At 56.8% G+C, this 11,286-nt stretch carries 23 protein-coding genes; all 23 read left to right on the top strand.

Annotated elements, in window-relative coordinates; translation table 11 throughout:
* The coding region (locus ABDB87_RS16760) for an EF-Tu C-terminal domain-related protein (protein ID WP_345929167.1) at positions 1 to 555 on the top strand (555 nt) is incomplete at its 5' end.
* An 80-nt stretch (positions 556 to 635) separates the two neighbouring features.
* Complete coding sequence (gene rpsJ / locus ABDB87_RS16755) at positions 636 to 947, top strand: 30S ribosomal protein S10 (protein ID WP_305978338.1); 312 nt, start codon at positions 636 to 638, stop codon at positions 945 to 947.
* A 125-nt stretch (positions 948 to 1,072) separates the two neighbouring features.
* Entirely contained in the window at positions 1,073 to 1,714 is a 642-nt protein-coding gene (rplC, locus tag ABDB87_RS16750; RefSeq protein WP_345929166.1) for a 50S ribosomal protein L3, read from the top strand.
* Positions 1,715 to 1,725: 11 nt separating this feature from the next.
* A complete protein-coding gene (gene rplD / locus ABDB87_RS16745) occupies positions 1,726 to 2,346 on the top strand; it encodes a 50S ribosomal protein L4 (protein WP_345929165.1) in 621 nt (206 codons plus the stop codon).
* Entirely contained in the window at positions 2,343 to 2,651 is a 309-nt protein-coding gene (gene rplW / locus ABDB87_RS16740) for a 50S ribosomal protein L23 (protein WP_345929163.1), read from the top strand. The genes rplD and rplW overlap by 4 nt, the downstream gene beginning before the upstream one ends.
* Entirely contained in the window at positions 2,648 to 3,475 is an 828-nt protein-coding gene (gene rplB, locus ABDB87_RS16735; protein WP_345929178.1) for a 50S ribosomal protein L2, read from the top strand. The genes rplW and rplB overlap by 4 nt, the downstream gene beginning before the upstream one ends.
* Before the next feature lie 9 nt (positions 3,476 to 3,484).
* Positions 3,485 to 3,760 carry a 30S ribosomal protein S19 gene (gene rpsS, locus ABDB87_RS16730; RefSeq protein WP_345929161.1) on the top strand — a complete coding sequence of 92 codons (276 nt, stop codon included), beginning with the start codon at positions 3,485 to 3,487 and terminating at the stop codon, positions 3,758 to 3,760.
* A gap of 7 nt (positions 3,761 to 3,767) precedes the next feature.
* Entirely contained in the window at positions 3,768 to 4,097 is a 330-nt protein-coding gene (gene rplV, locus ABDB87_RS16725; RefSeq protein ID WP_345929159.1) for a 50S ribosomal protein L22, read from the top strand.
* 9 nt (positions 4,098 to 4,106) lie between these two features.
* Positions 4,107 to 4,898, top strand: a complete 792-nt coding sequence (rpsC, locus tag ABDB87_RS16720) for a 30S ribosomal protein S3 (RefSeq protein WP_345929156.1) — start codon at positions 4,107 to 4,109, stop codon at positions 4,896 to 4,898.
* Entirely contained in the window at positions 4,882 to 5,295 is a 414-nt protein-coding gene (gene rplP / locus ABDB87_RS16715) for a 50S ribosomal protein L16 (RefSeq protein ID WP_345929154.1), read from the top strand. The genes rpsC and rplP overlap by 17 nt, the downstream gene beginning before the upstream one ends.
* 5 nt (positions 5,296 to 5,300) lie before the next feature.
* Positions 5,301 to 5,492 carry a 50S ribosomal protein L29 gene (rpmC, locus tag ABDB87_RS16710; protein WP_345929152.1) on the top strand — a complete coding sequence of 64 codons (192 nt, stop codon included), beginning with the start codon at positions 5,301 to 5,303 and terminating at the stop codon, positions 5,490 to 5,492.
* Positions 5,492 to 5,758 (top strand): 30S ribosomal protein S17, encoded by a 267-nt coding sequence (rpsQ, locus tag ABDB87_RS16705; protein WP_345929150.1) that lies wholly within the window; start codon positions 5,492 to 5,494, stop codon positions 5,756 to 5,758. The genes rpmC and rpsQ overlap by 1 nt, the downstream gene beginning before the upstream one ends.
* A gap of 149 nt (positions 5,759 to 5,907) precedes the next feature.
* Entirely contained in the window at positions 5,908 to 6,276 is a 369-nt protein-coding gene (gene rplN / locus ABDB87_RS16700) for a 50S ribosomal protein L14 (protein ID WP_101941762.1), read from the top strand.
* 9 nt (positions 6,277 to 6,285) lie between these two features.
* Positions 6,286 to 6,603, top strand: coding sequence for a 50S ribosomal protein L24 (gene rplX / locus ABDB87_RS16695; RefSeq protein WP_345929146.1), 318 nt, complete (start codon positions 6,286 to 6,288; stop codon positions 6,601 to 6,603).
* Between the two features lie 9 nt (positions 6,604 to 6,612).
* Complete coding sequence (gene rplE, locus ABDB87_RS16690) at positions 6,613 to 7,152, top strand: 50S ribosomal protein L5 (protein ID WP_345929144.1); 540 nt, start codon at positions 6,613 to 6,615, stop codon at positions 7,150 to 7,152.
* A 7-nt stretch (positions 7,153 to 7,159) separates the two neighbouring features.
* Positions 7,160 to 7,465 carry a 30S ribosomal protein S14 gene (rpsN, locus tag ABDB87_RS16685; protein ID WP_345929142.1) on the top strand — a complete coding sequence of 102 codons (306 nt, stop codon included), beginning with the start codon at positions 7,160 to 7,162 and terminating at the stop codon, positions 7,463 to 7,465.
* Positions 7,466 to 7,475: 10 nt separating this feature from the next.
* Positions 7,476 to 7,871, top strand: coding sequence for a 30S ribosomal protein S8 (rpsH, locus tag ABDB87_RS16680; protein ID WP_345929140.1), 396 nt, complete (start codon positions 7,476 to 7,478; stop codon positions 7,869 to 7,871).
* Positions 7,872 to 7,881: 10 nt separating this feature from the next.
* Positions 7,882 to 8,415, top strand: a complete 534-nt coding sequence (gene rplF / locus ABDB87_RS16675; RefSeq protein ID WP_345929138.1) for a 50S ribosomal protein L6 — start codon at positions 7,882 to 7,884, stop codon at positions 8,413 to 8,415.
* Positions 8,416 to 8,426: 11 nt separating this feature from the next.
* The gene (gene rplR / locus ABDB87_RS16670; RefSeq protein ID WP_345929136.1) at positions 8,427 to 8,780 is read left to right on the top strand and encodes a 50S ribosomal protein L18; all 354 of its coding nucleotides are present in this window, start codon (positions 8,427 to 8,429) and stop codon (positions 8,778 to 8,780) included.
* An 11-nt stretch (positions 8,781 to 8,791) separates the two neighbouring features.
* Entirely contained in the window at positions 8,792 to 9,316 is a 525-nt protein-coding gene (rpsE, locus tag ABDB87_RS16665) for a 30S ribosomal protein S5 (protein ID WP_345929134.1), read from the top strand.
* Positions 9,317 to 9,318: 2 nt separating this feature from the next.
* A complete protein-coding gene (rpmD, locus tag ABDB87_RS16660) occupies positions 9,319 to 9,501 on the top strand; it encodes a 50S ribosomal protein L30 (RefSeq protein ID WP_345929132.1) in 183 nt (60 codons plus the stop codon).
* A 1-nt stretch (position 9,502) separates the two neighbouring features.
* Positions 9,503 to 9,937, top strand: coding sequence for a 50S ribosomal protein L15 (rplO, locus tag ABDB87_RS16655; protein ID WP_345929130.1), 435 nt, complete (start codon positions 9,503 to 9,505; stop codon positions 9,935 to 9,937).
* An 18-nt stretch (positions 9,938 to 9,955) separates the two neighbouring features.
* Positions 9,956 to 11,281, top strand: coding sequence for a preprotein translocase subunit SecY (secY, locus tag ABDB87_RS16650; RefSeq protein ID WP_345929127.1), 1,326 nt, complete (start codon positions 9,956 to 9,958; stop codon positions 11,279 to 11,281).
* Positions 11,282 to 11,286: the final 5 nt, after the last annotated feature.

Genomic DNA, 11,286 nt, shown 5'->3' with positions numbered 1-11,286 from the left:
TTCCTGATGCCGATCGAAGACGTGTTCTCGATCTCGGGTCGCGGTACCGTGGTGACGGGTCGTGTCGAGCGTGGTGTCGTGAAGGTTGGCGAAGAAATCGAAATCGTTGGCATCAAGGACACCGTCAAGACGACCTGTACCGGCGTGGAAATGTTCCGCAAGCTGCTGGATCAAGGTCAGGCCGGTGACAACGTCGGCGTGCTGCTGCGTGGCACCAAGCGCGAAGACGTGGAGCGCGGCCAGGTGCTGTGCAAGCCGGGTTCGATCAAGCCGCACACCCACTTCACGGGCGAAGTGTATGTGCTGAGCAAGGACGAAGGTGGTCGTCACACCCCGTTCTTCAACAACTACCGTCCGCAGTTCTACTTCCGTACGACGGACGTGACTGGCGCGATCTCGCTGCCGGAAGGTGTCGAGATGGTCATGCCGGGTGACAACATCCAGATGACCGTCAAGCTGATCGCTCCGATCGCGATGGAAGAAGGTCTGCGCTTTGCAATCCGCGAAGGTGGCCGTACTGTCGGCGCCGGAGTGGTGGCGAAGATCGTCGAGTAACTTTCGCGCTTCTTGCGGCGCACTCTGTTAAGGGTGCGCCGTTTGTTCTTTGTGCTCTTTTTCGCTCTTTGGAATTCATCATGGCAAATCAGAAAATCCGTATCCGCCTGAAGGCCTTTGACTATCGTCTGATCGATCAGTCTGCCCAGGAAATCGTTGAAACAGCCAAGCGCACTGGTGCCGTGGTTCGTGGCCCGGTTCCCATGCCGACCAAAATCGAGCGTTTCAACATTCTGCGTTCGCCGCACGTCAACAAGACTTCGCGCGACCAGTTCGAAATCCGCACCCATCTGCGCCTGATGGACATCATCGACCCGACAGACAAGACGGTTGACGCTCTGATGAAGCTGGATCTTCCGGCAGGTGTTGACGTCGAGATCAAGTTGCAGTAACTGCTGGCTTGCGTTGCTGTAAGGTTCTGAGTTAGACTCTCGCGCTTCGCGTACAAGGCGCGAGAGAATTTACTTGTAGTGCCATTGCGAGCCGGTCAATCGAAACCGGTTCATAGGAGAAAAACATGAGTCTAGGCCTTGTTGGTCGCAAGGTCGGCATGACTCGCATTTTTGCAGAGGACGGCGCGTCCGTTCCTGTGACTGTGCTTGACGTGTCGAACAATCGCGTGACCCAGATCAAGACCCCTGAGGTGGATGGTTATTCCGCTGTTCAGGTTGCTTTTGGTGAGCGGCGTGCCAGCCGTGTCGTCAAGGCGCTCGCTGGCCACGCGGCCAAGGCGGGGGTTGAAGCTGGAAGCGTCATGCGCGAATTCCGTCTTTCTGCCGAGCAGATTGCCAGTTACAAGGCTGGCGATGTGATCAGCGTCGAGATCTTTGCCGTGGGGCAGAAGGTTGACGTGGTCGGCACTTCGATCGGTAAGGGCTTTGCTGGCGCCATCAAGCGTCACAACTTCAGCTCGCAGCGTGCGTCTCACGGTAACTCGGTGAGTCATAACGCTCCGGGTTCGATCGGTATGGCGCAGGATCCGGGGCGTGTTTTTCCGGGCAAGCGCATGGCGGGTCATCTGGGCGCTGTTCGCAAGACGGTCCAGAATCTGGAAGTTGTGCGCGTGGATGTCGAGCGTGGTCTGCTGCTCATCAAGGGCGCAGTGCCGGGTCATGATGGTGGTGACGTGATTGTGCGTCCTGCTGTCAAGGCTAACTGATCGGGGGCGTCATGGAACTCAAGCTGATTAATGATCAGGGCCAGGCCTCCGCAACGGTGCAGGCTTCGGATGCGGTTTTTGGCCGCGAATACAACGAAGCGCTGGTGCACCAGCTGGTTGTGGCCTATCAGGCGAATGCCCGTTCTGGCAATCGCGCGCAGAAGGATCGTGGTGAAGTCAAGCATACGACTCACAAGCCCTTCCGCCAAAAGGGCACGGGTAATGCCCGTGCCGGTATGTCATCTTCGCCTCTGTGGCGTGGGGGTGGTCGGATTTTCCCGAACCGTCCTGACGAAAACTTCACTCAAAAAGTGAATCGCAAGCAGTTTCGCGCCGGTATCGCTTCGATTCTGTCGCAGCTGGTTCGCGAAGATCGTCTGGTTGTGGTCGAGAGCTTCACTGTTGACGCTCCCAAGACCCGTCTGCTGGCTCAGAAGCTCAAGGGCTTTGGTGCTGAGTCGGTGCTGGTGATTACCGACGAGATGGATGAAAACCTGTGGCTGTCGTCGCGCAACCTGCACAATGTGCTGGTGCTCGAGGCCCACGAAGCAGATCCGGTTTCGCTGGTGCGTTACCCGCGCGTGATCGTGACGCGTGCTGCTGTCGCCAAGATCGAGGAGATGTGGCAATGAGCTATAGCCAGGAACGACTCCTGCAGGTGCTGCTCGCGCCGCAGATTTCCGAGAAGGCGACTGCTGTTGCTGAAAAGCATGAGCAAGTGATTTTCCGTGTGGCTTCTGACGCCACCAAGCCGGAAATCAAGGCCGCTGTCGAGTTGCTCTTCAAGGTTCAGGTCGCCTCCGTGCAGGTCCTGAACGTCAAGGGCAAGGTGAAGCGTTTTGGCCGTTCGCTCGGTCAGCGCAAAGGCTGGAAGAAGGCATTTGTGTGCCTGAAGCCGGGCCAGGAGATCAACTTCGTTGAGGGAGGGGCCGCATAATGCTGGTCAAGGTAAAACCCACCTCGGCAGGTCGCCGTGGTCTGGTAAAGGTCGTAAGCCCGAACCTGCACAAGGGCAAGCCGTTTGCCGGGCTGGTCGAGAGTCAGTCCAAGAATGCAGGCCGTAACAACACCGGGCGTGTGACTGTTCGTCATCAGGGCGGTGGTCACAAGCAGCATTATCGTGTTGTTGACTTCAAGCGTAACAAGGACGGTATCGTCGCCAAGGTCGAGCGTATTGAGTACGATCCGAACCGCAGCGCGCATATCGCTCTGCTCTGTTACGCTGACGGCGAGCGTCGTTATATCGTTGCGCCGAAGGGGCTGGTTGTCGGTCAGGAGATCCTGTCCGGCTCCGAAGCGCCCATCAAGGCAGGTAACGCACTTCCGATCCGCAATATTCCGGTCGGTAGCACCATTCATTGCGTGGAAATGTTGCCTGGCAAGGGGGCGCAGCTCGCTCGCGCCGCAGGTACTTCCGTGCAACTGCTTGCACGCGAAGGTATCTATGCCCAGCTGCGTCTTCGCTCCGGCGAAATCCGTCGGGTGCATGTCGAGTGCCGTGCGACGATTGGTGAAGTCGGTAACGAAGAAAACAATCTTCGCAAGATCGGTAAGGCCGGTGCCCAGCGTTGGCGCGGTATTCGTCCGACGGTTCGCGGTACTGTGATGAACCCGGTCGATCACCCGCACGGCGGTGGTGAGGGCAAGACCGGTGAAGGTCGCGTGCCTGTCAGCCCGTGGGGCCAGCCGGCCAAGGGCTATCGTACGCGCAACAACAAGCGTACTGACAGCATGATCGTTCAGCGTCGTCACAAGCGATAAGAGGTAGTCATGTCACGTTCCATTAAAAAAGGGCCGTTTGTAGACGACCATCTGATCAAGAAGGTCGAAGCTGCGGCGAATTCCACCGACAAGCGTCCTATCAAGACTTGGTCGCGTCGGTCGACGATTCTGCCGGAGTTCATCGGTCTGACGATCGCTGTTCATAACGGCAAGCAACACATTCCGGTGTTTGTGACTGAAAACATGGTAGGTCACAAACTTGGCGAATTCGCGCTGACGCGTACCTTCAAGGGTCACGCTGCCAGCAAGAAGGCGAAGAGGTAAGGTAACTATGGAAACCAATGCTAGTTTGCGCGGTGTCCGCCTCTCCGCACAAAAGGGCCGCCTGGTGGCGGACCTTGTTCGCGGCAAGCCGGTGGATCAAGCGCTGAATATTCTGACTTTCTGCCCGAAAAAGGGTGCCGGTATCGTCAAGAAGGTTCTGGAGTCCGCAATCGCGAACGCCGAACACAATGACGGTGCTGACATCGACGCGCTGAAGGTCAAGACCATTCACGTCGAAAAGGGTATGTCGCTCAAGCGTTTTACCGCACGCGCCAAGGGGCGTGGTAATCGCATCGAGAAGCAGACCTGTCACATCTACCTGTCTGTCGGGGAGTAAGGGGAGCATATGGGACAGAAAATCCATCCGACCGGATTCCGCCTTGCGGTAACCCGGAACTGGAGCTCTCGCTGGTTCGCCAACAGCCAGAGTTTCGCTACGATGCTGCACGAAGACATCAAGGTCCGTGAGCATCTGAAGAAGAAGCTGGCGCACGCCTCCGTTGGTCGCGTACTGATCGAGCGTCCGGCCAAAAATGCCCGCATTACCGTTTTCAGCGCCCGTCCGGGTGTTGTGATCGGCAAGAAGGGTGAGGATATCGAGCAACTGAAGGCTGACCTGCAGAAGATCATGGGTGTTCCGGTTCATGTGAACATCGAAGAAATCCGGAAGCCGGAAACCGATGCTCAGCTGATCGCTGACTCCATTGCTCAGCAGCTTGAAAAGCGGATCATGTTCCGCCGCGCCATGAAGCGTGCGATGCAGAACGCCATGCGCCTGGGTGCTCAAGGTATCAAGATCATGAGCTCCGGTCGTTTGAACGGTGCAGAGATTGCCCGTACCGAGTGGTACCGCGAAGGTCGTGTGCCTCTGCACACCCTGCGCGCTGACATCGACTACGGCTTCTCGGAAGCAAGCACGACCTACGGCATCATCGGCATCAAGGTGTGGGTGTACAAGGGTGAGATGCTGGGCAAGGGCGAACAGCCGGTTGCTCCCGAAGCTAACGAAAACGAAGGTCGCAAGACCCGTCGTCCCGCACGCAATGATGGCGAAGCCAAGCCGGCAGGTCGTCGTCCCGCAGCGCGCAAGGGCGGCGCAGTGAAGAACGCAGGAGCAAGCGATGCTGCAGCCGAATAGAAGGAAGTACCGCAAGGAGCAGAAGGGCCGTAACACCGGCGTTGCGACTCGCGGCGCAAAGGTGAGTTTCGGCGAGTATGGCCTTAAGGCTGTCGGCCGGGGGCGTTTGACGGCTCGCCAGATCGAGTCCGCACGTCGTGCCATGACCCGCCACATCAAGCGCGGCGGCCGCATCTGGATCCGTATTTTTCCGGACAAACCCATCTCGAAGAAGCCTGCTGAAGTCCGTATGGGTAACGGCAAGGGTAATCCTGAGTATTGGGTTGCTGAAATCCAGCCTGGCAAGGTGTTGTATGAGATGGACGGCGTTGACGAGACTCTGGCTCGTGAAGCTTTCCGTCTGGCTGCTGCCAAGCTTCCGATTGAGACCGCGTTCGTGACGCGGCTTGTGGGGTAAGTAGAATGAAAGCCAATGAGTTGCGTTCAAAGAACGCCGCCGAGCTTCAGGATGAGTTGGTTGCGCTGCTCAAGGAGCAGTTCTCCCTGCGCATGCAGATCGCTACGCAGCAACTGAACAACACGGCGCAATTGGGTCGTGTGCGTCGTGATATTGCTCGCGTCCGTACCATCCTGCGCGAAAAGGCGGTGGCGTAATGAGTGAAGAAAAGCAAGTCGTGCGCCGCACGCTGAGTGGTCGTGTTGTCAGCGACAAGATGGAAAAGACGGTTACCGTGCTGGTGGAGCGCCGTGTCAAGCACCCGCTTTACGGCAAGGTGATGGTCCAATCGAAGAAGTACCACGCAGACGTGGCCAAGGATGTGGCCGCTGAAGGTGACTTGGTTGAGATTGAGGAGTGCGCTCCGATTTCCAAGACCAAGGCATGGCGCGTGACGCGTGTTCTTGAAAAAGCCCAAGGCTGATTCATTGATCCGCAAATAGTTCTTGCATCGAGAACTCGAGCCAGGCTAGAATGCTTGGCTCGATTTCCCGCTTTTTGCGGGGCCTTTTTCCCGAACGGGATCCAAGACTGAGTGCGATGGTGTGCTCAAGTTGGATGGAGTGAAATCAAATGATCCAAATGCAGACGATTCTTGACGTCGCCGACAACACGGGTGCGCGCGCAGTGATGTGCATCAAGGTGTTGGGTGGTTCCAAGCGCCGCTATGCCGGCGTTGGCGACATCATCAAGGTGAGTATCAAGGATGCGGCTCCTCGTGGGCGTGTCAAGAAGGGTGATGTATACAATGCCGTGGTGGTGCGTACTGCCAAGGGTGTTCGTCGTAACGATGGTTCTCTTATCAAGTTTGACAAGAATGCAGCTGTGCTGCTGAACGCCAAGCTCGAGCCCATTGGTACGCGTATTTTCGGGCCGGTTACGCGCGAGTTGCGTACCGAGCGCTTCATGAAAATTGTTTCGCTGGCCCCTGAGGTCCTCTGAGGAGCGAAGATGAACAAGATTCGCAAAGGGGACGAAGTGATCGTCCTGGCTGGCAAAGACAAAGGCAAGCGCGGCGCTGTGGTGCGTTGTGTTGATGCTGAGCGGGTTGTGGTTGAGGGTGTGAATCGCGTCAAGAAGCACACCAAGCCGAATCCCGTAAAGGGGCAGGTTGGCGGTATCGTCGAGAAAGAAATGCCGATCCATGTTTCGAACGTGGCGGTGTTCAATTCGGCGACGCAAAAGGCTGATCGTGTTGGTTTCAAGACGCTGGAGGATGGCAAGAAGGTTCGCTTCTTCAAGTCCAATGGCGAACTGCTCGGCGCGTAAGGAACAGTCATGGCTCGTCTTCAAGAGTTTTACAAGACCGAAGTTGCTCCTCAGTTGAGTGAGCGTTTTGGTTACAAGTCCGTCATGGAAGTGCCGCGCATTACCAAGATCACTCTGAATATGGGTGTTGGTGAGGCTGTTGGCGACAAGAAAGTGCTGGAGCACGCAGTGGGCGATATGACCAAGATTGCTGGTCAGCGTCCGGTGGTGACCAAGGCCAAGAAGTCGATTGCCGGCTTCAAGATCCGTGATGGTTATCCCATTGGCTGCATGGTGACCCTTCGCGGTCCTCGCATGTTTGAATTCCTGGATCGTTTGATCACGATTGCGATGCCTCGTATTCGTGACTTCCGCGGTATTGTCGGCAAGGGATTTGACGGTCGCGGCAATTATAACCTCGGCGTGAAAGAGCAGATCATTTTCCCCGAGATCGAGTACGACAAGATTGATGCGCTGCGTGGTATGAACATCAGTGTGACCACGACCGCCAAGACGGACGAAGAAGCGCGTGCGCTTCTGGCAGCGTTCAAATTCCCGTTCAAGAACTGAGGCTGACATGGCTAAACTGGCTCTTATCAACCGCGAAGAAAAGCGTCGCAAGACGGTGGAGAAGTTCGCCGCCAAGCGTGCTGCTCTGCAGGCGGTGATTGAAGACGTTTCCCGTTCCGAAGAGGAGCGCATGGATGCTCGTCTGAAACTTCAGAAGCTGCCGCGCAATGCCAGCCCGAGTCGTTTGCGCAATCGTTGCGAACTGACGGGCCGTCCCCGTGGTGTGTTCCGTAAATTTGGTTTGTGCCGTAACAAGCTGCGTGAAGTGGCTTTCAAGGGTGAAGTCCCTGGCATGACCAAGGCTAGCTGGTAAGGAGATCGAGATGAGTATGTCTGATCCGGTCGCCGATATGCTGACGCGTATTCGCAATGCCCAACAGGCTCAGAAGGCTTCGGTTGTCATGCCGTCGTCCAAGCTGAAGGTTGCAATCGCGCAAGTGTTGAAGGACGAAGGTTACGTTGATGATTTCGTGGTTCGTGGTGAGGGTTCTTCCCGCGAACTGTCGATCGCGCTGAAGTATTACGCCGGTCGCCCGGTTATCGAGCGCATCGAGCGTGTAAGCAAGCCCGGCCTGCGTGTCTATCGCGGCTGTGATGAACTGCCCAAGGTCATGAATGGTCTGGGTGTGGCTATCGTCTCTACGCCCAGCGGCGTGATGACCGATCGCCGTGCTCGCGCCAGCAAGGTCGGCGGCGAAGTTCTGTGCGTTGTGGCGTAAGGAGGAATCGATGTCACGCGTAGCTAAGAATCCCATTTCGCTGCCGGCCGGTGTTGATGTGGCCATCGCAGCTGGTGAAGTAACCGTCAAGGGACCGTTGGGAGCGCTCAAGCAGCGTCTGCATCCGTCGGTCACCGTTGAGCGTGAAGGCAGTGTTGTTGCGGTGAAGGCGATTGCAGGCGCAGTGAATGCGAATGCCATGTCCGGCACTGTCCGCGCGCTGTTGAATAACATGGTTGTCGGCGTTAGCAAGGGTTTTGAGCGCAAGCTCAACCTGGTTGGCGTGGGCTACCGTGCTCAGGCTCAGGGCGACAAGCTGAACCTTACGCTTGGTTTCTCGCATCCGGTCGTGCATCAGATGCCGGCGGGCGTGAAGGTTGAAACGCCCACCCAGACGGAGATCGTCATCAAGGGTGTCGACAAGCAACAGGTTGGTCAGGTGGCTGCGGAAGTTCGCGCTTACCGTGCTCCGGAGCCTTACAAGGGCAAGGGCGTGCGTTATGCCGACGAAGTGGTTAGCCTGAAGGAAACCAAGAAGAAGTAAGGCGGACGAATATGAACAAGAAAGAAGCGCGTTTGCGCAGGGCTCGCAAAACTCGGGCCCGCATTGCGGAGCAAAAGGTCGCTCGACTGACAGTGTTCCGTTCGAACTGCCATATCTACGCGCAAATCATTTCCGATTGCGGCTCTCGCGTGCTGGCGGCAGCTTCCACTGTGGAAGCTTCGGTCAAGGGCGATGTGTCCAACGGCGGAAACGTGGGCGCAGCAGCAGTGGTCGGCAAGTTGATTGCCGAGCGCGCTGTGGCGGCAGGCATCCAGTCGGTGGCGTTCGATCGTGCCGGCTACCAGTATCACGGACGTGTCAAGGCCTTGGCCGAAGCCGCGCGTGAACATGGTCTGAAGTTCTGAGCGAGAGAATCATGGCTAAGCAACAGACAAAGAAGGTCCAGGCTCAAGAAGAGCGTGATGACGGCCTGCGTGAAAAAATGGTCGCTGTCAATCGCGTGACCAAGGTTGTGAAGGGTGGCCGGATTCTCGGTTTTGCCGCTTTGACCGTGGTTGGCGATGGCGATGGCGGGATCGGCATGGGTAAGGGCAAGTCCCGTGAAGTTCCCGTTGCCGTTCAGAAAGCCATGAACGAAGCTCGCGCCAAGATGGCCAAGGTTTCGCTCAAGAACGGCACCATTCAGCATGCGGTTGTTGGCAAGCACGGCGCTGCCGTGGTGCTCATGCAGCCTGCTCCGAGTGGTACGGGAATCATTGCCGGCGGCGCCATGCGTGCCGTGTTCGAGGTGATGGGCGTGACTGACGTCATCTGCAAGTGCCTGGGTTCGACCAACCCCTACAACGTCGTTCGCGCGACGCTGCAAGGTTTGTTCCGCACCAGCACTGCTTCCGAGATTGCTGCCAAGCGCGGCAAGACGGTCGAAGAGATTCTGGGGTAATCATGGCCGACAAGAAAATTCGTGTCACGCTCGTCAAGAGCCTGATCGGTACCAAGCAGCCTCATCGCGCTACTGTGCGCGGTCTGGGTCTGCGTCGTATCAACCATACGGTAGAGCTTGAAGATACGCCGGCTGTTCGCGGCATGATCAGCAAGGTTTTCTACCTTGTGAAATGCGAGGCTTGAAATGGAACTGAACAAGCTGCAACCCGGTGAGGGTTCCAAGAAGGCCCGTCGTCGCGTGGGGCGTGGTATCGGCTCCGGCCTGGGCAAGACCTGCGGTCGCGGTCACAAGGGTCAGAAGTCGCGTGCCGGTGGTTTCCACAAGGTCGGTTTTGAAGGCGGTCAAATGCCGCTGCAACGTCGCTTGCCGAAGCGTGGTTTTGTTTCGCTGACCGCCGCGCGCAATGCAGAGGTTCGCCTGAGCGAAATCGCCGCGTTGCCGATTGATGAGATTGATCTTCTTTCCCTCAAGCAGGCTGGGATCATCGCCATCGAAGCACTCTCGGCCAAGGTGATCCTGTCCGGTGAAATCGGCCGCAAGGTTGTTTTGCGCGGTATTGGTGCAACCAAGGGCGCTCGTGCTGCCATCGAGGCTGCTGGCGGCTCCATCGCCGAGTAATCAGAACAGGGTATCTACGTGGCCACTCAATCGCCAGTGTTAGGTAAGTCAGGCAAGTTTGCGGATCTCAAGCGTCGCCTCTGGTTCCTTCTTGGAGCCTTGGTGGTCTACCGGATCGGGGCTCATATTCCCGTTCCCGGGATTGATCCTGTTGAGCTTGCCAAACTGTTCGAATCGCAAAAGACGGGCATTCTCGGGGTGTTCAACCTGTTTTCGGGTGGTGCCCTGTCGCGATTCACCATCTTCGCGCTGGGCATCATGCCGTACATTTCCGCGTCGATCATCATGCAGTTGATGTCGATTGCTTCTCCGCAGCTTGAAGCGTTGAAGAAGGAAGGTGAGGCAGGGCGTCGCAAGATCACCCAATACACCCGGTATGGCACGGTTGGTCTGGCGTTGTTTCAGTCGGTCGGCATTTCGATGATGCTTGAGCAGCAGCCTAATCTGGTGCTCGATCCTGGCATTCTGTTCCGCATTACGGCGGTGTCGACGCTGGTCACTGGGACGATGTTCATGATGTGGCTCGGGGAGCAGATTACCGAACGCGGGATCGGCAATGGCATTTCCATTCTGATTTTCGCGGGTATCGCGTCTGGCTTGCCAGGCTCGATTGGTGGCCTGCTTGAGCTCGTCAGGACAGGGGCCATTCACCCCTTGTCGGCTTTGGTGATTTGCGCACTGATTGTTCTGGTTACGGCGTTTGTTGTCTATGTGGAGCGTGGTCAGCGCAAGATTCTGGTCAATTACGCGAAGAGACAGGTTGGCAACAAGATCTATGGTGGGCAAAGTTCCCATCTGCCCTTGAAGCTCAACATGTCGGGCGTAATTCCTCCGATCTTCGCGTCTTCGATCATTCTTTTCCCGGCCACTGCTGCGCAATGGTTCGGATCGTCTGACAGCATGCGTTGGCTCAAGGATATCGCTGCAACCTTGTCGCCCGGTCAACCGATCTACACACTGCTTTACTGTGGTGCGATCATTTTCTTCTGCTTCTTCTACACGGCGCTCGTTTTCAATTCGAAGGAAACGGCGGACAACCTTAAGAAGAGTGGAGCGTTTGTCCCCGGGATTCGTCCTGGCGAACAGACTGCGCGTTACATCGACAAGATCCTGATGCGTCTGACGCTGATTGGAGCTGCCTATGTCACGCTGGTCTGTCTGCTGCCCGAGTTCCTGATTCTGAAGTGGCAGGTTCCGTTCTATTTCGGCGGGACGTCACTGCTGATCATCGTGGTCGTGACGATGGATTTTATGGCGCAGGTTCAGGCTTACGTCATGTCACACCAGTATGAAAGTCTTCTGAAGAAGGCGAATTTCAAGGGCAGTGGGGCGTTGCCCCGTTAAGCAAG

This window comes from Uliginosibacterium paludis (assembly GCF_039631355.1).
Taxonomy (GTDB): domain Bacteria; phylum Pseudomonadota; class Gammaproteobacteria; order Burkholderiales; family Rhodocyclaceae; genus Uliginosibacterium; species Uliginosibacterium paludis.
This window is presented reverse-complemented; position numbering and strand designations above follow the sequence as displayed.

Excerpts from the sequence above, each read along its gene's own strand:
- rpsJ (WP_305978338.1), top strand. The coding sequence starts at position 636 with ATGGCAAATCAGAAAATCCGTATCCGCCTGAAGGCCTTTGACTATCGT.
- rpsC (WP_345929156.1), top strand. The coding sequence starts at position 4,107 with ATGGGACAGAAAATCCATCCGACCGGATTCCGCCTTGCGGTAACCCGG.
- rpmD (WP_345929132.1), top strand. The coding sequence starts at position 9,319 with ATGGCCGACAAGAAAATTCGTGTCACGCTCGTCAAGAGCCTGATCGGT.
- rpsH (WP_345929140.1), top strand. The coding sequence starts at position 7,476 with ATGAGTATGTCTGATCCGGTCGCCGATATGCTGACGCGTATTCGCAAT.
- rplR (WP_345929136.1), top strand. The coding sequence starts at position 8,427 with ATGAACAAGAAAGAAGCGCGTTTGCGCAGGGCTCGCAAAACTCGGGCC.
- rpsQ (WP_345929150.1), top strand. The coding sequence starts at position 5,492 with ATGAGTGAAGAAAAGCAAGTCGTGCGCCGCACGCTGAGTGGTCGTGTT.
- rplP (WP_345929154.1), top strand. The coding sequence starts at position 4,882 with ATGCTGCAGCCGAATAGAAGGAAGTACCGCAAGGAGCAGAAGGGCCGT.
- rpmC (WP_345929152.1), top strand. The coding sequence starts at position 5,301 with ATGAAAGCCAATGAGTTGCGTTCAAAGAACGCCGCCGAGCTTCAGGAT.
- rplD (WP_345929165.1), top strand. The coding sequence starts at position 1,726 with ATGGAACTCAAGCTGATTAATGATCAGGGCCAGGCCTCCGCAACGGTG.
- rpsE (WP_345929134.1), top strand. The coding sequence starts at position 8,792 with ATGGCTAAGCAACAGACAAAGAAGGTCCAGGCTCAAGAAGAGCGTGAT.
- rplC (WP_345929166.1), top strand. The coding sequence starts at position 1,073 with ATGAGTCTAGGCCTTGTTGGTCGCAAGGTCGGCATGACTCGCATTTTT.
- rplO (WP_345929130.1), top strand. The coding sequence starts at position 9,503 with ATGGAACTGAACAAGCTGCAACCCGGTGAGGGTTCCAAGAAGGCCCGT.
- rplE (WP_345929144.1), top strand. The coding sequence starts at position 6,613 with ATGGCTCGTCTTCAAGAGTTTTACAAGACCGAAGTTGCTCCTCAGTTG.
- rplW (WP_345929163.1), top strand. The coding sequence starts at position 2,343 with ATGAGCTATAGCCAGGAACGACTCCTGCAGGTGCTGCTCGCGCCGCAG.
- rplX (WP_345929146.1), top strand. The coding sequence starts at position 6,286 with ATGAACAAGATTCGCAAAGGGGACGAAGTGATCGTCCTGGCTGGCAAA.
- rplV (WP_345929159.1), top strand. The coding sequence starts at position 3,768 with ATGGAAACCAATGCTAGTTTGCGCGGTGTCCGCCTCTCCGCACAAAAG.
- rpsN (WP_345929142.1), top strand. The coding sequence starts at position 7,160 with ATGGCTAAACTGGCTCTTATCAACCGCGAAGAAAAGCGTCGCAAGACG.
- rpsS (WP_345929161.1), top strand. The coding sequence starts at position 3,485 with ATGTCACGTTCCATTAAAAAAGGGCCGTTTGTAGACGACCATCTGATC.
- rplF (WP_345929138.1), top strand. The coding sequence starts at position 7,882 with ATGTCACGCGTAGCTAAGAATCCCATTTCGCTGCCGGCCGGTGTTGAT.
- rplN (WP_101941762.1), top strand. The coding sequence starts at position 5,908 with ATGATCCAAATGCAGACGATTCTTGACGTCGCCGACAACACGGGTGCG.